This window comes from Neomegalonema perideroedes DSM 15528 (genome assembly GCF_000374145.1).
Taxonomy (GTDB): domain Bacteria; phylum Pseudomonadota; class Alphaproteobacteria; order Rhodobacterales; family Rhodobacteraceae; genus Neomegalonema; species Neomegalonema perideroedes.
In genome coordinates, this window is record NZ_KB893654.1 from 671,578 (window position 1) to 691,779 (window position 20,202).

The 20,202-nt window shown below is 68.1% G+C and carries 18 protein-coding genes; 10 read left to right on the forward strand and 8 right to left on the reverse strand.

What is annotated here, in order from left to right; translation table 11 throughout:
• Window positions 1–7: 7 nt before the first annotated feature.
• From hutG to hutI, 3 genes are read right to left on the reverse strand one after another with little or no spacing between them, the layout of a single operon-like run.
• Complete coding sequence (hutG, locus tag B161_RS0110370) at window positions 8–802, reverse strand: N-formylglutamate deformylase (protein ID WP_018633327.1); 795 nt, start codon at window positions 800–802, stop codon at window positions 8–10.
• A complete protein-coding gene (hutH, locus tag B161_RS0110375; protein WP_018633328.1) occupies window positions 793–2,322 on the reverse strand; it encodes a histidine ammonia-lyase in 1,530 nt (509 codons plus the stop codon). The genes hutG and hutH overlap by 10 nt, the downstream gene beginning before the upstream one ends.
• Window positions 2,315–3,526 (reverse strand): imidazolonepropionase, encoded by a 1,212-nt coding sequence (gene hutI / locus B161_RS0110380; RefSeq protein WP_018633329.1) that lies wholly within the window; start codon window positions 3,524–3,526, stop codon window positions 2,315–2,317. Before hutI ends, hutH begins: the two co-directional genes overlap by 8 nt.
• An 82-nt stretch (window positions 3,527–3,608) precedes the next feature.
• On the opposite strand from hutI, the gene B161_RS0110385 reads away from it, so the two are divergent.
• Window positions 3,609–4,982 (forward strand): formimidoylglutamate deiminase, encoded by a 1,374-nt coding sequence (locus B161_RS0110385; protein WP_018633330.1) that lies wholly within the window; start codon window positions 3,609–3,611, stop codon window positions 4,980–4,982.
• Window positions 4,982–5,695 (forward strand): UTRA domain-containing protein, encoded by a 714-nt coding sequence (locus tag B161_RS0110390; protein WP_018633331.1) that lies wholly within the window; start codon window positions 4,982–4,984, stop codon window positions 5,693–5,695. The genes B161_RS0110385 and B161_RS0110390 overlap by 1 nt, the downstream gene beginning before the upstream one ends.
• Here the strand turns inward: B161_RS0110390 and B161_RS0110395 are convergent.
• Entirely contained in the window at window positions 5,679–7,202 is a 1,524-nt protein-coding gene (locus tag B161_RS0110395; RefSeq protein ID WP_018633332.1) for an MFS transporter, read from the reverse strand. The two genes, B161_RS0110390 and B161_RS0110395, sit on opposite strands and share 17 nt — an antisense overlap.
• 75 nt (window positions 7,203–7,277) lie before the next feature.
• Here B161_RS0110395 and B161_RS0110400 point away from each other — a divergent pair, with 75 nt between their 5' ends.
• Window positions 7,278–7,820, forward strand: coding sequence for a TetR/AcrR family transcriptional regulator (locus tag B161_RS0110400; protein WP_018633333.1), 543 nt, complete (start codon window positions 7,278–7,280; stop codon window positions 7,818–7,820).
• Here B161_RS0110400 and B161_RS0110405 read toward each other — a convergent pair.
• Window positions 7,796–8,674, reverse strand: coding sequence for an EamA family transporter (locus B161_RS0110405; RefSeq protein WP_018633334.1), 879 nt, complete (start codon window positions 8,672–8,674; stop codon window positions 7,796–7,798). The genes B161_RS0110400 and B161_RS0110405 overlap by 25 nt on opposite strands.
• Window positions 8,675–8,995: 321 nt before the next feature.
• On the opposite strand from B161_RS0110405, the gene choX reads away from it, so the two are divergent.
• The 4 genes from choX to B161_RS0110425 all read left to right on the forward strand — a co-directional run bounded on the left by choX (window position 8,996) and on the right by B161_RS0110425 (window position 14,033).
• Window positions 8,996–9,928 (forward strand): choline ABC transporter substrate-binding protein, encoded by a 933-nt coding sequence (gene choX, locus B161_RS0110410; RefSeq protein WP_018633335.1) that lies wholly within the window; start codon window positions 8,996–8,998, stop codon window positions 9,926–9,928.
• Window positions 9,929–10,028: 100 nt separating this feature from the next.
• Entirely contained in the window at window positions 10,029–10,877 is an 849-nt protein-coding gene (gene choW / locus B161_RS0110415; RefSeq protein WP_018633336.1) for a choline ABC transporter permease subunit, read from the forward strand.
• Window positions 10,874–11,962: a quaternary amine ABC transporter ATP-binding protein gene (locus tag B161_RS0110420; RefSeq protein ID WP_018633337.1), complete on the forward strand. Its 1,089-nt coding sequence runs from the start codon at window positions 10,874–10,876 to the stop codon at window positions 11,960–11,962. The genes choW and B161_RS0110420 overlap by 4 nt, the downstream gene beginning before the upstream one ends.
• Window positions 11,963–12,242: 280 nt before the next feature.
• Entirely contained in the window at window positions 12,243–14,033 is a 1,791-nt protein-coding gene (locus B161_RS0110425; protein ID WP_240471605.1) for a sigma-54-dependent Fis family transcriptional regulator, read from the forward strand.
• Between the two features lie 177 nt (window positions 14,034–14,210).
• On the opposite strand, the gene cysC is transcribed toward B161_RS0110425, so the two are convergent.
• From cysC to B161_RS0110445, 3 genes are all read right to left on the reverse strand, one after another.
• Window positions 14,211–14,729, reverse strand: a complete 519-nt coding sequence (cysC, locus tag B161_RS0110435; protein WP_018633340.1) for an adenylyl-sulfate kinase — start codon at window positions 14,727–14,729, stop codon at window positions 14,211–14,213.
• Window positions 14,722–15,630, reverse strand: coding sequence for an STM4011 family radical SAM protein (locus B161_RS0110440; protein ID WP_018633341.1), 909 nt, complete (start codon window positions 15,628–15,630; stop codon window positions 14,722–14,724). Before B161_RS0110440 ends, cysC begins: the two co-directional genes overlap by 8 nt.
• A gap of 68 nt (window positions 15,631–15,698) precedes the next feature.
• Entirely contained in the window at window positions 15,699–17,042 is a 1,344-nt protein-coding gene (locus B161_RS0110445; protein WP_018633342.1) for an STM4012 family radical SAM protein, read from the reverse strand.
• 93 nt (window positions 17,043–17,135) lie between these two features.
• On the opposite strand from B161_RS0110445, the gene B161_RS0110450 reads away from it, so the two are divergent.
• The 3 genes from B161_RS0110450 to B161_RS0110460 are packed head-to-tail and all read left to right on the forward strand — an operon-like array spanning window position 17,136 to window position 20,028.
• Entirely contained in the window at window positions 17,136–18,056 is a 921-nt protein-coding gene (locus B161_RS0110450) for a hypothetical protein (RefSeq protein ID WP_018633343.1), read from the forward strand.
• A complete protein-coding gene (locus B161_RS0110455; RefSeq protein ID WP_018633344.1) occupies window positions 18,053–19,204 on the forward strand; it encodes an STM4014 family protein in 1,152 nt (383 codons plus the stop codon). The genes B161_RS0110450 and B161_RS0110455 overlap by 4 nt, the downstream gene beginning before the upstream one ends.
• An 11-nt stretch (window positions 19,205–19,215) precedes the next feature.
• Window positions 19,216–20,028 carry an STM4013/SEN3800 family hydrolase gene (locus tag B161_RS0110460; protein ID WP_018633345.1) on the forward strand — a complete coding sequence of 271 codons (813 nt, stop codon included), beginning with the start codon at window positions 19,216–19,218 and terminating at the stop codon, window positions 20,026–20,028.
• Window positions 20,029–20,202: the final 174 nt, after the last annotated feature.

Consider the following 20,202-nt stretch of genomic DNA (forward strand, 5'->3'; position numbering starts at 1 on the left):
TCCCGGATTATTTTTGAGCCAAATGCGGAGCGAGATCGGCGAGGCGCGCGAGGATCTCGGCGAGGATGGGGCGCAGGCGCGCGGCTTTGGCGGCGTCCAGCGCGAAGGGCGGGGCTTCCGTCGCCAGATGGGTGGATTGCGCCAGCTCCATCTGAATGGCGTGGACGCCCTCTTGCGGGCGGCCGTAATGACGGGTGGTCCAGCCGCCTTTGAAGCGCCCGTTATGAATGGTCGAATATCCGGAGGCGCCGGAGCAGACCTCCAGAACCGCGGCGGAGATCTCCGGCGCGCAGGTCGTCCCCATGGCGTCGCCGATGTTGAAATCCGGCAAAACCCCTTCAAAAAGGAAGGGAATCCGCGAGCGGATGGAATGGCAGTCAAAGAGGATCGCCACGCCGTGGATCGCCTTCACCCGCGCGATCTCGGCGGCGAGGGCCTTATGATAGGGCGTGTGATGACAGGGAATCCGGCGCGCGATCTCGGCGGCGTCGGGGCGCATGAGCCAGATCTCCGCGCCGTCGAAATCGGTCAACGGAACGAGGCCGGTGGTGTTTTGGCCCGGATAGAGGCTGGCGTCGTTCGGGGGGCGATTGACGTCCAGAGCATAACGATGGGTCGTCGCCTGAACCATGGTCGCGCCGGGGAGGAGCCCCGCGTAAAGCTCATGCGCATGCCAATCCGTATCGGAGAGGATGCGCCCGCGGGCGTTCAGAGCGTTCCAGACCTCAGGCGGCAGTTCCGTCCCGACATGGGGGAAGCCGAGGATCACCGGGCTAACGCCGCGTTCGACGATCAGGCCCATGGCGTCCATCCCTTCAGCCCGGCGGCCTCAAGCAAAGCGCCTTGCTTCACCAGAGCCGAGGCTTTGGCGAGATCTCCGGCCATGAAGCGGTCTTCCTCCAGATGCGGGATTTCGGCGCGCAGGGCGTCGATCACCGCCTGAAGCTTCGGGCTGGTGGCGAGGGGCGCGCGGAACTCCACGCCCTGAGCCGCGCAAAGAGCCTCGATTCCGAGGATGGCTTGCAGATTCTCCGCCATGCGCCCGAGCCGCCGCGCGCCATGGGCGGCCATGCTCACATGGTCTTCTTGGTTCGCGGAGGTCGGCGTGCTGTCGGTGGAGCAGGGATTCGCGAGATGCTTGTTTTCGCTCATCAAAGCGGCGCTGGTGACTTCGGCGATCATGAAGCCCGAATTCAGCCCCGGATGGGCGGTCAGGAAGGGCGGGAGGTCGAAACTCAGGGTGGGGTCCACCATCAGGGCGATGCGGCGCTGAGAAATCGCGCCGATCTCGGCCATGGCGAGGGCGATCTGATCGGCGGCGAAGGCCACGGGCTCGGCGTGGAAATTGCCGCCCGAGACGATGCTGTCAGCCAGAACCAGCGGATTATCCGTCACGGCGTTGGCTTCGATCTCCAGCGTCCGCCCGGCGAAGGCCAGCAGATCCAGAGCCGCCCCCACGACTTGAGGCTGACAGCGGATGCAATAGGGATCCTGCACGCGTTTGTCGTCTTCGCGGTGGCTCTCGCGGATGACCGAGCCCTCCATGAGGCCGCGCAGGATCTCCGCCGCCGCGATCTGGCCTTGATGGCCGCGCAGGCTGTGGATCTCAGGATGCAAAGGCGCCGTGGAGCCCATGACCGCATCCGTGGAAAGCGCGCAGGTCGTCAGCGAGCTTCCCGCCGCCCGCGCCGCTTCAAACAACCCGACCAGCGCGAGGGCGGTCGAGAATTGCGTGCCGTTGATCAGCGCGAGCCCCTCTTTAGGCCCCAGGACCACAGGCTTCAGCCCGGCGCGGCGCAGAGCCTCGGCGGAGGGCAGGCGCTCGCCCTGAAGTTCGGCCTCGCCCTCGCCCATGAGCGTGGCGGCCATATGGGCCAGAGGCGCGAGGTCTCCCGAGGCGCCCACCGAGCCTTGCGCCGGAACCACGGGCGTCACGCCCTTGTCGAGCAGCCCTTCGATCAGCGCGACCACCTCCCAGCGCACCCCCGAGGCGCCGCGCCCTAACGAGAGCAGTTTCAGCGCCATCATCAGCCGCGTCGTTGCGCGCTCCAGAGGCGCGCCCACCCCGCAGCAATGCGAGAGGATGAGGTTGCGCTGAAGCTGAGCGGCGTCTTTGGCGGCGATCTTCACCGAGGCCAGCTTGCCGAAGCCGGTGTTGACGCCATAGACGGCGGCTTCGCCTTCGGCGGCGGCCTTGATGCGCCCTGCGGCGGCCTCGACGGCGGGGCGGGCGGCGGAATCGAGCCGCGCGGCGAGGCCCTCGCGCCAGATGCGTTCAAGCTGCGCGAGCGTCGCGGCGCCGGGCGTGAGGCGTTCAGCCATTCCAGATTCCCCCAAAAATCCGCGCATGGAGCGGATTGAAACCCATGCGGTAAGCGAGCTCCGCCGGGCGCTCGACGTCCCAGACCGCGAGATCCGCCCGCAGTCTCGGCGCCAGCGTCCCGCGATCCTTCAGCCCGAGCGCCCGCGCGGCGTTGATCGTCACGCCGCGCAAAGCCTCTTCAGGGGTCAGGCCGAAGAGCACGCAGCCGAAATTCAGCGTCAGCAACAGCGAGGTCAGCGGCGAGGTGCCCGGATTGCAGTCGGTCGAGAGCGCCATGGGAACGCCATGTTTGCGGAAGGCCGCGACGGGCGGCGCCTGCTCCTCGCGGAGCATATGAAAGGCGCCGGGCAGCAGCACGGCGACCGTCCCGGAAGCGGCGAGGGCGGCGGCGTCTTCATCCGTGGCGTATTCCACGTGATCCGCCGAAAGCGCGCCGAACTCCGCCGCAAGCTTCGTTCCGCCGAGATGCGAAAGCTGCTCCGCATGGAGCTTCACCGGCAGCCCGAGCCGCTTGGCTTCTTGAAAAACCCGCGCGATCTGTTCCGGCGTGAAGGCGACGCCTTCGCAAAAGCCGTCCACGGCGTCCGCGAGGCCCTCTTGAGCAGCGGCGCGCAGGGTCGGGAGGCAGATCTCTTCAAGATAGGCCTCGGGGCGGCCCTTATATTCCGCCGGAACCGCATGAGCGCCGAGGAAGCTCGTGCGGATCTCCACGGCCCGTTCGCGGCCCAGACGCCGCGCCGCGCGCAGCATCCGCAATTCTGTCTCGTGGTCGAGGCCGTAGCCGGACTTCACTTCGACCGTGGCCACGCCTTCGGCCAGCAAGGCGTCGAGTCGGGGGAGCGCCATGACGACGAGTTCATCCTCCGAGGCGCCGCGCGTGGCGGTCACCGTCGAGACGATGCCGCCCCCCGCCGCCGAGATCTCGGCGTAGCTCGCGCCTTCGAGCCGCATTTCGAATTCCCGCGCCCGGTCGCCGCCGAAGACGAGATGCGTATGGCAGTCGATGAGCGCGGGCGTGACGAGGCGGCCTTCAAGCCCGCGCCGGGGCCATGGGCGGAATTCGGCGGGAAGCTCGGCGGCGGGGCCGATCCAGCGGATCACGCCGCCCTCATGCGCCAAAGCGCCTTGTTCGATCAGGCCATAGGGCGCTTCGCCCAGCAGGCTGGCGAAGCGCGCTCCGGTCAGGATTTCTCCCTGCGCCATGTCTCCCCTCGCGATGCTTGATTATCTCTGATTTGAAATTAATATGTCCGCACATATTCACCGCGTCAAGGGAGATTCGCCGATGGTCGCGCTTTGGGCTTCGCAGGCTTTGACTCCGGAGGGCTGGCGTTCGGGCGTCCGGCTGATCATCGGCGCGGAGGGGCGCATCGCCTCGGTCGAGGCGGGCGTCGAGCCTCAGCCGGGAGACCATCGCCTCGGCGTTCTGCTGCCCGCGCCGCTCAACGCGCATTCCCACGCCTTTCAGCGCGCCATGGCTGGTTTGACCGAACGTCGCGGCCCCGATCCGCGCGACAGCTTCTGGACTTGGCGCCGCCTGATGTTCCGCTTCCTCGACCAGCTCACGCCGGAGGACGTCGAGGATGTGGCGGCCTTCGTGCAGATGGAGATGCTGGAGGCCGGATACGCCGCTCAGGCCGAATTCCATTATCTGCATCATGCGCCGGGCGGGACGCCCTACGCCGATCTCGCGGAGATGTCGGGCCGGATCGTCGCGGCGGCGGCGCGGACGGGAATCGGCCTGACCTTGCTGCCGGTGCTTTATCAATATGGCGGCTGCGACAAGCGGCCCCTCGCGCCCGGACAAAACCGCTTCGGCAATGACCTCGACCGTTTCGCGCGGCTGCATGAGGGGGCCGGACGGGCTCTGGCGGCTTTGGGCCGGGCGGATTCGCGGTTAGGCGTCGCGCCCCATAGCCTGAGGGCCGTGGCTCCGGAAAGCCTCGCCGAGGTCGTGAAGCTTGCGTCGCAAGGACCGATCCACATGCATCTCGCCGAGCAGGTCGCGGAGGTGGAGGAGGTCGAGGCCGCTTGGGGCGCCCGTCCCGTCACATGGCTTTTGGCGAATGCGGAAGCGGACGACCGCTGGACTCTGATCCACTGCACCCAGACCACGCCGGAGGAGACTCTGGCTCTTGCGGCCTCCGGCGCGACGGCGGGTCTTTGCCCGCTCACGGAATCCAGCCTCGGCGACGGGATCTTCGACGGGGTTCGTTATCTGGGCGCGGGCGGGCGCTTCGCCATAGGCTCGGATTCGAACATCCGCATCGCGCTGTCCGAGGAGCTGCGCACGCTGGATTATTCCCAGCGTCTGCGCGACCGCAGCCGCGCGGCTCTGGCGACGGCGGAGCTTTCGACGGGCCGCGTGCTTTACGAAGGCGCGTTGAAGGGCGGCGCGGCGGCGGGCGGTCGTGAAAGCGGAGCGCTCAAGCCGGGGCTTTGGGCGGATCTCCTCGCGCTGGACGCCGAAGCCGTGGATCTGATCGGGCGTTCCGGCGACGCCATGCTGGACACATGGATCTTCGCCGGAGATGATCGGCTCGTGAAAGACGTCTGGGCGGCGGGAAGGCGTGTGGTGAGCGAAGGACGGCATAAAGACCATGCGGCGATCACGGCGCGCTATGCGGCGACGATGCGCCGCCTCAAGAGCGATTTCTGATGGTTGAGAGGCGCTTGTCCTGGCGCGAGGCCCGGGCGGAGATCCTGCGGCGCATCCGGACCGGGATCTGGCCGCCGGGCGCGCAGATTCCTTATGAGGAGGATCTCGCGGAGGAGTTCGGCTGCGGACGCGGCTTGGTCAATCGCGCGCTTCAGGAATTGGCCGCCGAAGGCGTCGTCGAGCGCAAGCGCAAGGGCGGAACCCGGGTGGCGGATCATCCCGTGCGGCGGCCCAAGCTGGAGATCCCCATTCTGCGCCAAGAGGTCGAGGCGCGGGGCGGCGTTTATGGACATTTGCTGCTCGCCCGCGCCTTGGCGCCCGCGCCTCTGGAGATTCGGGGAAGGCTGAAGCTCTCCGAAGCGGCGGAGCTTCTGCATTTGCGGACGCTGCATCTCGCCGACGGCGCGCCCTACGCCTATGAAGCGCGCTGGATCTCGCCTGCGGGGGCGCCGGGGGTTCTGGAGGCGGATTTCACGAAGATCAGCGCCAATGAATGGCTTCTCCGCCATGCGCCTTACGATTTCGGCGAAATGTCCATCGGCGCCGAGGCCGCCGAGGCGGAGGCCGCCGCAATCCTCAAGGCGGCTCCCGGCGCGCCGCTGCTCAGCGTCGAGCGGACGACGTGGCGAAGGGGCGAAGAGGAGGAGCCCGCGCCCATCACCTTCGCCCGTCAGCTGCATCCGCCCGGCCATCGGCTCAAAGCGGAGCTTTGACCTCAGAATCCGGGCGGGGCGTCGCCGTCGCGCGCCATCCGGCGTAGGCCACGCCCAGAGCCGCCAGCAGCAGAACCGCCGCCGCCGTGAGCATCACCGCCGCGAAGGCGCCGTGGAAGGCCTCGCCCGCCATGCCGATCAGCCGCTCGGCGGCCTCGGCGGGCAGAGTCTCGGCGGCGCGCAAGGCTTCGTCCACGCCGTCGCGGACTTCCGGCGGAAAGCCCGGCGCCGCGCCGATCCGCGCCGTATAGACGCCGAGCATCACGCTGCCGAGCAGAGCCACGCCCAGAGTCCCGCCCAGTTCGTAAGACACCTCCTCCATGGAGGCGGCCATGCCCGCGCGCTCCGCCGGAGCGTTCATGAGGATGGTGGCCGAGGCGGCGGTCATGGTGGCGCCGACGCCGAAGCCCAGCACCGCCTGAGAGGCCAGAGCCGCGAGGCTCGCGCCTTCCCAAGCCCAAAGATAGCCGAGGACTCCCGCCGCGCAGAGGACCAGCCCCCAGCCCATGACCTTCGGCCCGCCGAGCTTCGGCAGGAAGGAGCCCGCCAGAGGCCCCGCCACGAAGGAGGCCAGAGAGCCGGGCATCAGCGCCAATCCGGCTTGCAGCGGGGTGAAGCCCTGCACGAGCTGGAGCCTCTGGCTGATGACGAGCTGAGCGCCGATCAGCGCCCCCGCCGAGACCACCGCCGCGAGGACGCCCGCCGTGAAGATCGGATTTTTGAACAAACTGAAATCGATCATCGGCAGAGGCGCGCGGTTTTGCCTGCGCACGAAAAGCGCGACGAAGCCCGCGCCGAGCGCGCCCGCCAGAGCCGCCGCGCCGAGATCGGGCGTCGCCTTGCCGAACTCCTTCACGCCATAGACCAGCCCGATCAGGCCGAGCGTGACGAAGATCGAGGCGATGGGATCCCAAGGGAGCCTCGGGTCTCCGGGGCGGTCGGGGATGATCTTCAGCGTCAGAACCACCGCGATCAGCAGAATCGGGATGTTGATGAGGAAGACCGAGCCCCACCAGAAGAACTCCAGCAGCGCGCCGCCCATCAGCGGGCCGAAGGCCGCGCCGCCCGAGGCCACCGCCGCCCAGACGCCGATGGCGAAGGCGCGCTCGGCTTCATCCTCGAAGAGCAGCCGGATGAGCGAGAGCGTGGCGGGCATCATCATGGCCGCGCCGAGCGCGAGGACCACCCGCGCCGCGATCAGCACCTGAGGATTCGGCGCGAAAGCCGCCATGAGCGAGGCGAGTCCGAAGACGACCAGCCCGCCGAGGAACATCTTGCGATGGCCGATGCGGTCGCCGAGGACTCCGGCGCCGGGCAGCAAACCGGCGACCACCAGCGCATAGGCGTTGACGATCCAAAGCTTCTCCGAGGCGCTCGCCCCGAGGTCGTGAGTCAGGCGCGGCAGGGCCGTATAAAGCACGGTCATGTCCACGACGATGAGGAACAAGGCGCTGGAGAGGACGCCCAGCGCGACCCAGCGTTTCGGGTCTTTGTGATGGGCCGACATGTGAATTCACCCTTGCCCGGATCTCGCCGGGCGCGTATCAATACGGTCGTATTGAAATAGAAAAACGCCCGTGGAATGTCCAGACCCAAAACCATCGATCGGGAGAAGATCCTCGACGCCGCCGAAAGATTGACCACGACCAAAGGCGCCGCCGCTCTGACCATCGGCGCCGTGGCCAAAGAGGCGGGGATCACCAAAGGCGGCGTGCAATACAGCTTCCCGACTAAAGCCGCCCTCGTGGACGCGCTCTTCGACCGTTGGGGCGCGGGCTATGAGGCGATCTTCGAGGCCGCGGCGGGAGAATCCCCGAGCCCCGTCGCCCGGGTCTGGGCGCATGTGAAGGCCACGGGCGATTCCGATGAAATCTCCAACGCCCGCATGGCCAGCCTCGGAGCGGCCTTGCTCCAGACGCCCGATCAGCTCGAGTCGACCCGCCTCTGGTATGCGGATCGGCTCAAGGGGCTGGATCCGGCGACCGAGGCCGGACGCAAGGCGCGGATCGCCTTTTTCGCGACCGAGGGCCTCTTCATGCTGCGCTTCTTCGGCCTGATGGCGGTGAGCCAGCCGGAATGGGAGGAGGTCTTCGCGGATCTTCAGGAGGTTCTGGGCGAGTCCTGAGCCGCCCCGAGGGCGCCGCCCGCGCAGGCGGCGGCTATGGCGCAGATCCCGAGCCATTGCGCGCCGCCGAGCCTCTCGCCCAGCACGGCCCATCCCGCGAGGGCGCTCACGGCGGGCGAGGCGCTCATCAGCACGCCGAAGATCCTCGGCGGCAGGCGCTTCATGGCGTAGATGTCGAGCAGGAAGGGCAGGGCGCTCGACATCAGCGCCACCGCCGCCCCGATCATCAGAGCCTTAGGCTCCAGCAAGGCCCATCCGGCGCCGTGAATCCCGAGCGGGAGGATGAAGAGCATGGCGATGCTCATGCCCGCCGCCACGGCGCGCCCGCCCTCCGCCGCCACCGCCGAGCCGAAGGCGACGTAAAGCCCCCAGCAGAGCGCCGCGCTCAGCGCGAAGGCGACGCCGCGCCAGTCGAGCCCGACCTCCTCCGCGCCGAAGGGCAGCAAAGCCACGCCGAGCAGCGCTAAAGCGATCCAGAGGAAATCCTTGCGCCGCCTTGAGCCGAGCAAAGCCACGCCGAGCGGCCCCAGAACCTCGATGGAGATGGCGATCCCCACCGGGATGTAAGCGAAAGCCCGGTAGATCAGCAGAATCATCAGCCCGAGCGTCAGGCCGTAGCCGAGCAGCGCCAGACCGCGCCTGCGGTCGGGCCGGAGCCGCCAAGGCTTCAGGATCAGCGTCAGCAGAAGCGCCGACATGCCGATGCGCAAAGCCGCCACGCCCTCCGGCCCGACCAGCGGGAAAAGCCCCTTGGCGAAGGCGGCCCCCACTTGCAGCGAGATCAGGGCGAAGAGCGCGGCCAGCGCAGGGGCGGCTCGCGCCTGAGGCGCGGCGGAGGGGGAAAGGGGCGTCAATCTCAGGACTCCTGCGCGGCGGGGAACGCGTCCCTTCCCGCGAGTCATAGGCCGCGCCGGGCGGCTCCGCCAGAGGGCGCGCGCGCCCGGCCGCAAGCGGGCGAAGGGCGCCGCGCAATCTCCCGAAAGGCGAGCGCCCTCTCAGCCTCTGCGACGAAAAGCAGAGCCTCCGCGGAGTAGAAAACTCTTGCCAAGGGGGCGCCTGCGGCGTTTATGGCCCAACGCCCCGCCCGGCGGCCTTTTGGGCTCGTCAGGCTGAAATCGCGGGCTTCTGCGGGCCCGCCCAAGCCGATCATCCGCAGACCTCTGAATGGAGCCGCGATGACCTCCCTGCGCTCGACTCTTCTGGCCGCCGCTTTGGCGGGCCTCGCCGCCTCTCCCGCCCTCGCCGAAGATTGCTCGAAAGTCACGCTCGCCGACGTGGGCTGGACCGACGTGACCGTCACCACCGCCGTGGCCGCCACCCTGCTGGACGCCCTCGGCTATGAGCCCGACGTGAAGCTGTTGGCTCTGCCGGTGACGCTGGCGGGGCTCTCCGCCGGAGACGTGGACGTCTTCCTCGGCGTCTGGCTGCCGAGCATGGAGGCCGACATCCGCCCCTATCTCGACGACGGCCGGATCGCGGATCTGCGCCAGAACCTCGCGGGCGCGAAATACACTCTGGCGACCAACGCGCCGGGCGCGGCGCTGGGGATCGCGGGCTTCGCCGACATCGCCGCCCAGTCCAAGGCGCTCGGCGGCAAGATCTACGCCATCGAGCCGGGCAACGACGGCAATCGCCTGATCCTCGACATGGTCAAGGCCGACGCCTTCGGCCTGAAGGATTTTCAGGTCGTGGAAAGCTCCGAGCAAGGCATGCTGGCGCAAGTGGACCGCGCCACCCGCCGCAAGGAGCCGGTGATCTTCCTCGGCTGGGCGCCTCATCCGATGAACGCCAAATACGACATGGCTTATCTCGAAGGCGGAGACGAGTGGTTCGGCCCGAATCTCGGAGGTGCCGAAGTGCGCACCGTCACGCGCAAGGGCTATGCGGAAGCATGCCCCAACGTCGGGAAGCTCTTCGAAAACCTTGAATTCTCGCTGGAGATGGAGAACGCTCTGATGGGCGCCGTCCTCGACGACGGCGCCGAGCCGCGCGCCGCCGCGAAGGCGTGGATCGCGCAGAACCGCGAAACCGCCGACGGATGGCTGGCGGGCGTGACCGCCAAAGACGGCGGAGACGGCGTCGCCGCTCTGGACGCGGCGCTCGACTGAACGGAATCCGCAAGCGGCTTCGCCTCTTTCCGGGGCGGAGCCTCGCGGGTGAAGTTCGGGGCGGGGTCGGGCCGGCGCTGGGGCCGAGAAGGAGACGGGCATGGATTCTGTGACGGACTGGCTCTCGGCGCATAAGATCCCGGTGGGCCGCGCCGCTCAGGATTTCTTCAACTGGCTTCAAGCCAACGCCGCCGGCGCGATGGACGCCGTGGGCGCCGGACTAGAGCGCATGGTGGGCGGGGCGCTCTGGCTGCTCCAGACGCCGCATCCGGCGGTTCTGATCCTGATCTTCGCCGGGTTGGCCTGGCTGCTGCAGCGCTCCTGGAAGGTCTGTCTTCTGGTGGCCCTGGGCTTCGCCTTCATCTTGAATCAGGGTTATTGGAAGCCCGCCATGGAGAGCCTCGCGCTGGTGCTCTGCTCGGGCGCCATCTGCATGGCGCTGGGCGTGCCCTTGGGCGTGGCGGCGGCGCACCGGCCCAAGCTCTACGCCTTCATGCGGCCCATGCTCGACCTCATGCAGACCCTGCCGAGCTTCGTCTATCTCATTCCGGCCATCGTGTTTTTCGGCATCGGCACGGCGCCGGGGCTGCTGGCGACGGCGATCTTCGTCGCGCCCGCCCCCATCCGCATGACGCATCTTGGAGTCTCCTCCACGCCGCCCCATCTTCTGGAGGCGGCTTCGGCTTTCGGAGCCACCCCGCGTCAGAAATTCTGGAAGGTCGAATTGCCCCACGCCACGCCGCAGATCCTCGCAGGGCTCAGCCAGACGGTGATGCTCTCGCTTTCGATGGTGGTGATCGCCGCCCTTGTGGGCGCGGACGGCTTGGGCGTGCCGGTGGTGCGGGCCTTGAACACGGTGAACGCGGCTTTGGGCTTCGAGGCGGGATTCGTCATCGTGGTTCTGGCCATCCTTCTGGACCGCATGCTGCGCGCGAGGCCCGCCCGATGAGCGTCGCTTTCACTCCCGACGACTTCCCCGCCCCGGTCGACGAGGAGACCGCCGTGCAGATCGACCGCCTGACGGTCGTCTTCGGGCCGCGCCCGCGCAGGGCTCTGCCTTTGCTGGACGCGGGCGCGAACCGCATCCAGCTGCGCGAGGCGACCGGCCTGACGCTCGGCGTGCATGATTGCTCGCTGACCATCCGGCGCGGCGAGATCCTCGTGCTGATGGGGCTTTCGGGCTCGGGCAAATCCACCTTGCTCCGGAGCATCAACGGCCTCGCGCCCGCTCTGCGCGGCGAGGTCCGCATCCGCGACGGCGCCGAAATGACGCCCGTGACCTCGACCGATCCGGCGGCTTTGCGGCGTCTGCGGCTGAAGCGCGTGACCATGGTGTTTCAGCATTTCGGGCTTCTGCCTTGGCGCAGCGTGGCCGAGAACGTCGGGCTGGGGCTGGAGCTGGCGGGGCTCAAGCCCGCCGAGCGCCGCGAGCGCGTGGCGGCGCAGCTGGACCTCGTGGGGCTTTCGCCTCTGGCCGAGCGCCGGGTGGGCGAATTGTCGGGCGGCCAGCAGCAGCGCGTCGGGCTGGCGCGGGCCATCGCCACCGAGGCCCCGATCCTGCTCATGGACGAACCTTTCTCCGCCCTTGATCCTCTGATTCGCGCGAGGCTTCAGGACGAGCTTCTCGAACTTCAGGCGCGGCTGAAGCGGACCATCGTCTTCGTCAGCCACGATCTGGACGAAGCCTTCAAGATCGGCGACCGCATCGCCCTTTTAGAGGAGGGCCGCCTCGTGCAATGCGGCTCGGCGCGCGAGATCCTTTCGGCGCCCGCCACGCCCCATGTGGCGCAATTCGTGGCCCACGCCAATCCTCTGGAGGCGCTCACCGCCCGCGACGCCATGCGGCCCGGCGAAACCGCCTCCGACGGCTCGTCCGGCTCCGGGCGCTTCGCCGATCCCGACGCCACCTTGGGCCGGGTGATCCCTCTGTTCGGCGGCGGCGTGGATCACGTCGAGGTCCGCGAACATGGCCGCCCCATCGGAGTGATCCGCGCCGAGGACGTCTTGGCCGTGCTCGCCGGACGCGGGAGCTGAAGCCTCCGCCTCGCCACGCGGCGCTTGCGTCCGGGCGGGGCGCCGCTTAAGCTCCTGCGCCAAGACGAAGGCGCCGGACAACGGCGCCCGGCTCGCGGAGGACGGGCCATGCGGCTTCCTAATCTCTTTCCCCCACGCGGAGAGGCCGTCTTGGCTTGAGTCCGCGCAGGCTGGAAGTCCACGGCGTCGCCCCCTCCGGAGATTCTCTCTGGAAGGCGGAAGTCTGATGACGGAAAGCATTCGGAAAGAGGACTGGGAGCGATTTCGAGCCGTCGGCCGCGTGCCGCCCAGCATTCGTGAAATCGTCCTGCAATCCTGGCGGCGCTCCGAGAGGCTCGGCGGCGTCTCGAATTTAAAGCGCGCGCCCTGCGTGGGCGAGGAGGCGCTCGCGCGGACGAGGCGGGAGAACCGCAGCCTGCGCCGCGCGGCGCGTTCGGCGCTCGATCATTCCGGCTATCTGCTCAAGGACGCGGGCGCGATGCTGCTGCTCTGCGACCGCGAAGGCGTGGTCATGGACATGGCGGGGGATCCGGGCGTGCTGGAGCGCGGCCGCGAAAATCATCTCGCCGAGGGCGGGCGCTGGGACGAATCGGCCATCGGCACCAACGCCATCGGCGCGGCGCTGCATACGCGGCGGGCGGTCGAGATCTCCGGGGTGGAGCATTTCGCCGAAGAGATCCAGCGCTGGACCTGCGCCGCCGCGCCCATCCTGCACCCGGCCACCGGCGACGTCCTCGGCGTGATCGACGTCTCCGGCCCGGTCGAAAGCGGCCAGCCGCACGGCCTCGCCTTCTCCAGCACTCTGGCGCTTCAGATGGAGGAGGCGCTCCGACATGAGATGGAGAGCGAGCGCCGCCGTCTGCTGGAGGGCCTCTTGCGCCGCCGGAGCCTCTGGCGCGAGGACGATCTGATTCTCTTCGACCGATTCGGCGCCGAGATCTACGCCACCGAGCGATTCGCGCGCACCGCCTCCGAGATCGGCGATTTCGAGGGCTGGCGGGCGAATTCCGCTTGGGGCGAGGGGGTCTTGAACGAGAAATTCCGCGAAGACCTCGCGGCGGCTCTGCCGGGGGCTCAAGTGGAGGTGATTCAGGAGCGCGAGGAGCCTTTGGGCTTGCTCATCGCCTTGAGGCGGGCCCGGGCGCGCGGAAGAAGCCCTGAGGCCAAAGCCGCGGCGGGCGAGCCGGATCTCGCGTGGATCGCGGGGGGCGGTGCCGAGATGGCGCGGCTCTGCGCCGACGCGCGGCGTCTGGCGCGCGATTCCCGGGCCATCCTCATCGAGGGCGAGACGGGCGCCGGCAAAGAGACCCTCGCCCGCGCCCTGCATCAGGAGGCGGGGGGAGATCGCGGCGGAGTCTTCGAGATCCTCGCTTGCGGGCTGCTCTCGGTGGAGCGCCTGCGCGAGGAGGCGGGGCCTCGCGGCCTCGCGGAGCGTCTGGCGCGTCAGGGCGGGGCGCTCTGCCTCGACGAGCCCGCCGAGACTCCGCCTGAGGCGCAATCGGCGCTGATGGAGCTTCTGCGGGCGGTGCGCCTGAGGCCGGAGGCTCCGGTCTGGATCTACACGCTTTCGACGCGGGATCTGGCGGCGGAGGCCGAGGGAGGGCGCATCCGGCGCGAACTCTATTATCGTCTGGCGGGGGCGCGCCTGACCGCGCCGCCTCTGCGCGCGCGCCGCGAGGAGATTCCGCGGCTCATCCTGCGCTTCGCCGAAGAGGCCGCCGCCCGCTCCGGCGACAAGCCTTTGCGTTTCACGCCCGCGGCTCTGGCGCGGCTCAAGGCGCATGAGTGGTTCGGCAACATCCGCGAATTGCGCAATCTCGTCGAAACTCTGTCGAGCGTCTCGCTGAACCGTCTGGCGGATCTGCGCGACTTGCCGCCGGAGATCGCGCCGCCGCGCCGCGAGGTCTCGGAGGAGACCCTCCGCGACCGCGAAAAGGCCGAGATCCTCGCCATGGTGGCGGCGGTGGACGGCAATCTGACCGAGGCGGCCAAACGTCTGGGGGTGGCGCGCTCGACGCTGTATCTCAAGCTGGATTCCTACGGCTTCCGGCGGGCGCCCGCCCGGCGCTAGAGCATTTTCCAGCGAAGCCGGAACGGCTTCGCGTCGCGAAAATGCGACCAGAGGAGAATCTGAAGCATTTTCCAGCGAAGTCGGAACGGCTTCGCGTCGCGAAAACGCGACCAGAGAAGCATCTGAAGCATTTTCCAGTGAAGTCGGAACGGCTTCGCGTCGCGAAAATGCGACCAGCTAAGAGGCCAGAAGGCGCAAGGCGGCCTCCACCGCCTCCTCAAGCCCGAGCGCGGCGGAATCCAGCCGCAAATCCGGGGCTTCGGGGGGCTCGTAAGGGGCGTCGTAGCCGGTGAGGCCATGGATCTCGCCGCGGGCGGCTTGGGCGTAGAGGCCCTTGGGGTCGCGGGCGCGGCGGATCTCCGGCGGGGCGTCGAGATGGAGCTCGAAGAAGGGGCGCCCCGCGAGGCTTTCGCGGGCGCGGCGGCGGCCCTCGGCCAGAGGCGAGACCAGCGCCAGAATCGCGATCACGCCGCAAGCGCTCAGGATTTCGGCGGCTTGGGCGGCGCGGCGCATGTTCTCCAGCCGGTCGGCCTCGGAGAATCCGAGATCGCGGCAAGGGCCTTGACGCAGGTCGTCGCCGTCGAGGACCGCCGCCGCCCGCCCGAGGCCGCCCAAGCGCGCCGCAAGCGCCCGCGCCAAGGTGGTTTTCCCGGCGGCGGGCGGCCCGGTCAGCCAGAAGACCGCCGCTTTATCCATAGGCCCTCGCGCCCGGCTGAGGCGCCAGACGCCCCAAGGCCCAGCCGTCGGCGAAAAGCGGATCGATCCCAAGATCCTTCATATGGACATAGCCGATATGGCAGGAGCAGGAGGCCCGCGAACAGAGCCGCGGCGCGAGGATCTCCTCGATGGGGCGGGCGTAGAGATTTCCCATGCTCTCGCCGATGAAATGGCAGGGGCGCACCTCGCCTTCTCCATTGACCGAAATCGCCGTGGAGCCCGCCGCGCAAGGCCGCCCGAGGCTCGGATAGGCGCGGCGATTGAGGTCGAAAAGCGGATCGATCTCGCGCCAGCCCGCGAGGCTTTCCGCGTCGTCGTAATCGGGGTCGCCGTCCTTATAGGCGTTGACCCAGAGATAAACGCCTTCCGGCAGATCCTCCCGCAGGCGCCGGGCTTCGGGCAGATGCTCGCGAATCCCCACGATCCCGACGCAAAAGCTCACGCCCATCTCCGCCATGGCGCGGCAGGAGCGCAGGAAGCTCTCGCGCGGAGTCTCGCCGGGATGGAAGCTGCACCAGAAGCTCGCCGTCGCGCGATTCAGATCCCGCATCCACGCCACGGAGCAGGAGAGATTCGTCTGAATCGCCACGCGCTGAACCTGCGGCCCATGGCTCAGACGGATCAGCGCCTCGCGATAGGGGCGGCGGATCAGAGCCTCGCCCCATGGGGTGAAGAGAATCCGCAGGCGGTCTTCGGCAGGCCGGGCCAAGACCCAATCGGCGAAACGATTCAGAGCGGCGGCGTCCCGCGCGAGGGCGGCGCGGTCGTCTTTGGTCTTGGCGAAGGGGCAATAGACGCAGCCGTAATTGCAGCTTTCCAGAGGTCCGCGCCACAGAACATCCAGATCCAGAGCCTTTTCCGATCCTCTCGGATCGTTCAAAGGCTCCGGCTTTTGAGCTGGTCGCGTTTTCGCGACGCGAAGCCTTTCAGGCTTCGCTGAAAAACGCTCTAGCGCCATGCGTAGGCCTCCATGCGGGCGCGGGTCGGGGCCGAGACCAGCCAAGGCCCCACGGCGTCGGAGCGCTCCAACCCCGCCTCGGTGAGGATCAGCCTTCCGGCTTGTTCTTGCGCCAAACCCGCCGCCTCCAGAGCCGCCAGCTCCGGCAGAGCCTCCCGCGCCGCCAAGCCGAAAAGCTTCGCGCAGCGCGCCAGCTCCAGCCCCTCCAGATTGAGCAGCGACTTGATGACGAAACGGCGAATCCGCTCCTCCTCGCCGAGGATCACGCCATGGCGCGCCTTTGAGAAATCCTGCGTCTCCTCATAGCTCCGCAGCAGATCGAGGATCGCCGCCCGGCCCACCGCATAGGGCTGGGCGTAATGGAGATTCCGCGTATAGGAGCGCGCGCCGGGGCCTATGCCGACCATGCCGTCCTCCTGACAGGCGTAATCGTCGCGAGGCGCGGTGCCGGCTTCGTCGGCCCGCTCGAAACGCCGCATGGAGGCTTGGACATAGCCCGCCGCCTTCAGCCGATCCCGCCCCAGACGATAGAGCGCGAGCCTTTGCGCATCCCATGCGGGGTCTGGCGGCGCCTCCCTCTGAGCGACGAGGCCCCGTCTTTTGCCAAGCCCCGTCAGAGGCCGCACGTAAAGCGGATAGAGATAAATCTCCTCCGGCGACCATGTGAGCGCCCGCTCCAGATCGGCGAGGAATCCGGCTTCGGTCTGGCCCTCGGCGCCATAGATCAGATCGAGATTCAGCCGCGCCCCGCTCGCCTCCCGGATCAGATCGAGGGCGCGGGGAGCCTCTTCGGCGCGGGCGGGACGGCCCATGGCGCGCAGCGTCTTTTGGTCGAAGCTCTCGATTCCAATGCTGATCCGCGTGACGCCCTGCGCCTGCATGACCTCCAGCCGATCCGCCGTCGTCCGGCCCGGCGAGGTCTCGACGCCGAGATCCCGCAGCCCCGGCGCGAGCTTCCCCATCAGCGCGAAAAGGCGCTCCAGCTGCGCCGCCGTCAGATGGGTCGGGGTGCCGCCGCCCACCGCCCCGAGCGCGAAGCTCCGCGCGCCGAGGGCCTCGTCGAGCGCCGCCGCCTCGCGCGCCAGAGCCTTGAGCCAGCGCTCGACGGCGGAATCCTCGGCGTTGGAGACCGTGAAGAGATTGCAGAATCCGCAGCGCATTTCGCAGAAAGGCACATGGACGTAGAGGAAAAGATTGCTCCGGTCCTCCGCGCTCCAGAGATCCTTCAGCGCCGGAGGCTGCGCGAAAGGGCGATAGGCGGTCTTGTGCGGATAAGCGTAGAGATAGCTTTGATAGGGCGAAGCTTGGATCAGATCGGCGAGTCTGTCCTGCATGATCCTGCCTTGATTTTGAAACATAAGATGAACATTATGCCATGAGCGGCTTGCGAAGGCCAGAGACCCTTTCAGATCAGGAGCGAAACGCCCATGACGATCAACGCGCATCTCACGGAGTTCTTCGGCAAGCCGGTCCGCGACTTCAAACCCGGCGAGAGCTTCGATCTGCAAGCCTTCGCGCCGCGTCTCTCGGTGGATTACGACGCTTACAGCGAAGGCGTGACATGGGCGCGGCGTCTGGAAGAGCTTCTGGCGCTTCCCGGCGCGGGCGACGTCACGCATCTCGTGGCGGGGAGCTATGAGGGCCATGAGGGCGACATGAACGCCGCCATGGCCATCGGGCCTTTGGTCGAGCGCCGGGCCGCCTTGCCGAAACTGGAGGCGCTTTTCCTCGGCGACATCACCTTTGAGGAGACGGAGATCTCTTGGATCGAGCCGCAGGACGCCGAGCCGATCCTGAAGGCTTATTCCGATCTGCGGGCCTTCGGCCTGCGCGGGCGCGTGTCGAATTTCGGCGCTCAGAGCCTGCCGCGTCTGGAGCGTCTGATTCTGGAGAACACCGGCCTGACCAAGGATAATCTCGCCCAGATCCTCGCCTTCGAGGCGCCTGCGCTGGTCGATCTGGAGATCTGGACCGGATCGGAGAATTACGGCGCCGACACTTCGGTGGAGGATCTCGCGCCGCTGCTCTCGGGCGAGCTTTTCCCCAAGCTGAACCGCTTGCGGCTCAAGGACAGCGAATACGCCGACGAGATCGCGAAAGCCGTGGTCAAGTCGCCGATCTTCTCGCGTCTGAAGACTCTGGACCTCTCCATGGGAACCTTGGGCGACGAGGGCGCGGCGGCTCTGCTGGAGGCTCTGCCGGGGGCGAATCTGAAGCTGCTGGACCTCAGCCATCATTATATGAGCGACGCCATGATGGAGAAATTCGCCGCTTTCGGCCCGAGGGTCGTCATGGCGGATCAGCAGAAGGAGGAGGATTACGGGCGCTATATCGCGGTCGCTGAGTGAGGCTTCCGCTTCTGGCGCTTCTGGCCGAGCCGGGGCCGCGTCTGGATTCATGGCGCGCGGCCTGCCGGAGGATGGGCGCGCCTGAGCCTCTCCTCGTGAGCTACGCCGAGGCGCTCCGCCATCCGGAGCTTCTGACCGAGGCCGCCGCCCGCGCCGAGATTCTCCGCGCGGAGAGTCCCGGCGGCGGGGCGGAGATTCAGCGGTTGTTCGCCGAAGCCGCGGGCCATGATCCCGGCCCGCTTCCAGAGGCTGGGGATTATGGCCGCATCGCGCCGCCCGGTCCCTTTCTGGCGGGGCTGCGCCTCGCCATGGCGCGGCTGGCTCAGGCCGCCGCCGAGACCGGCCGCCCCAGCCTGACCGATCCCGAGGCGGTTCCGCTCCTCTTTGAAAAGCTGGAGAGCCAGAGCCGTTTCAAAGCGGCGGGCCTGCCGGTTCCGCCTCTGCTCGGCGCAATCGCGGGCTGGGAGGATCTGGAGGCGAAGATGCGCGCCGCAAACCTGCGGCGGGCCTTCGTCAAGCTGCGCGGCGGCTCGGCCGCTTCGGGGGTGGCGGCGGTGGAGCTTCAGGGGCCGCGTCTGAGGCTCTGGACCACCGCCACGCTGGAGCCTTCCGGCGCGCTTTACAACACACGCCGCCCGCAACGCCCTCTGGACGACGAGGCCCGCCGCTGGGTCGATGCTCTGGGGCGGCTCGGCGCTCATGCCGAGGCTTGGATTCCCAAACTCAAGCTCGACGGGCTGAACGCCGATCTGCGGCTGGTGACTCTCGGCGGCGAGCCCGCTCATGGCTTAGTCAGGCGGGCGGGGGTTCCGCAAACCAATCTGCATCTCGGCGGCGAGCGCCTGCCGCCGGAGGCTCTGTGGGCGCAGGTCGGCGCGGAGACATGGACGCGAATTCTGGATCTTGCGCGGCGGGCGGCGGGGCTTTTCCCGCGCCATTCTGCGCTTGGGCTGGATCTGGCGGTCCATGAGGACGGCGAGCGGGTTTTCCTGCTGGAGGCCAACGCCTTCGGCGACCATCTCAAGGGCGCGCTTCATGAGGGGCTGGATCCGCATGAGGCGCAGGTGAAGCGGATGCGGGCGTGGCTGGAGGCGGAGCGCGGCCCGAAAAGTGGTTTCCGGTTTTCGGACAAGCCGCGCAACCCATAAAGGGATATGACATGATCGACGCGAAAGGAGCGCTCGGGCGCTGCGACGTGCTTTTCCTCACCTTCGACAGCCTGCGGCTCGACGTGGCTCAGGAGGCCTTCCGGCGCGGCGAGATCCCGAATTTCGCGCGACTTCTGCCGCCCGAAGGCTGGGAGGCCCGCCATACGCCCGGCAGCTTCACCTATGCGGCGCATCAGGCCTTTTTCGCGGGATTCCTGCCCACCCCCGCCACGCCGGGCCGCCATGAGCGGCTATTCGCCCTGAGCTTTCCGGGGAGCCTCACCTCCGGTCCGCGCACCTGCCTCTTCGAGGCGCCGGACATCGTCAGCGGCTTCGCGGCGGCGGGATACCGGACGCTCTGCATCGGCGGGGTGGGTTTCTTCAATCAGCAGACGCCCGTGGCGCGGGTTCTGCCGGGGCTCTTTCAGGAAAGTTTCTGGAGCCCCGCGCTTGGCGTCGCGGATCCGCAATCGGCGCGGAATCAATTCGCCCTCGCGGCGGAGATTCTGGCGCGATCTTCGCCGGATCAGCGGGTTTTCCTGTTCATGAACCTCTCCGCCACCCATGAGCCGACGCGGATCCACCTCCCCGGCGCGGCGGAGGATTCCCCCGAGACTCAGCGCGCGGCCCTGCGCGATCTGGACGCCGCCTTCGGCGTCTTCTGGGCCTCCGCGCGTCGGCGGCCTTGGCTGCATGTGCTCTGCGCCGACCATGGCGAGTGTTTCGGCGAAGAGGGCTGGAGCGGCCATCGCGTCGGACGCCCGGAAGTCTGGATGGTCCCTTACGCCGAAGGGATCCATGAGGCGGAAGATTCCGAAATCTGACGTTTTGCGCCGCCGAACTTGCGGTTTATTCCGCATCGCCGTGCGAATTCGGCGTTTTCTCTCGCGTCCGCAGCATGTCCGACGCCTTGTCCGAAAATCGGACGAGCGCCCGGAGCCTCCCGCCGCGATCCTCCCTCTGCGCGCCGCCATCGAACGGCGCGAGGATAGGGAGGA

Excerpts from the sequence above, each read along its gene's own strand:
- hutG (WP_018633327.1), bottom strand. The coding sequence starts at position 802 with ATGGGCCTGATCGTCGAACGCGGCGTTAGCCCGGTGATCCTCGGCTTC.
- B161_RS0110400 (WP_018633333.1), top strand. The coding sequence starts at position 7,278 with ATGTCCAGACCCAAAACCATCGATCGGGAGAAGATCCTCGACGCCGCC.
- B161_RS0110420 (WP_018633337.1), top strand. The coding sequence starts at position 10,874 with ATGAGCGTCGCTTTCACTCCCGACGACTTCCCCGCCCCGGTCGACGAG.
- B161_RS0110390 (WP_018633331.1), top strand. The coding sequence starts at position 4,982 with ATGGTTGAGAGGCGCTTGTCCTGGCGCGAGGCCCGGGCGGAGATCCTG.
- cysC (WP_018633340.1), bottom strand. The coding sequence starts at position 14,729 with ATGGATAAAGCGGCGGTCTTCTGGCTGACCGGGCCGCCCGCCGCCGGG.
- B161_RS0110445 (WP_018633342.1), bottom strand. The coding sequence starts at position 17,042 with ATGCAGGACAGACTCGCCGATCTGATCCAAGCTTCGCCCTATCAAAGC.
- hutH (WP_018633328.1), bottom strand. The coding sequence starts at position 2,322 with ATGGCTGAACGCCTCACGCCCGGCGCCGCGACGCTCGCGCAGCTTGAA.
- choW (WP_018633336.1), top strand. The coding sequence starts at position 10,029 with ATGGATTCTGTGACGGACTGGCTCTCGGCGCATAAGATCCCGGTGGGC.
- choX (WP_018633335.1), top strand. The coding sequence starts at position 8,996 with ATGACCTCCCTGCGCTCGACTCTTCTGGCCGCCGCTTTGGCGGGCCTC.
- B161_RS0110460 (WP_018633345.1), top strand. The coding sequence starts at position 19,216 with ATGATCGACGCGAAAGGAGCGCTCGGGCGCTGCGACGTGCTTTTCCTC.
- B161_RS0110450 (WP_018633343.1), top strand. The coding sequence starts at position 17,136 with ATGACGATCAACGCGCATCTCACGGAGTTCTTCGGCAAGCCGGTCCGC.
- hutI (WP_018633329.1), bottom strand. The coding sequence starts at position 3,526 with ATGGCGCAGGGAGAAATCCTGACCGGAGCGCGCTTCGCCAGCCTGCTG.
- B161_RS0110395 (WP_018633332.1), bottom strand. The coding sequence starts at position 7,202 with ATGTCGGCCCATCACAAAGACCCGAAACGCTGGGTCGCGCTGGGCGTC.
- B161_RS0110385 (WP_018633330.1), top strand. The coding sequence starts at position 3,609 with ATGGTCGCGCTTTGGGCTTCGCAGGCTTTGACTCCGGAGGGCTGGCGT.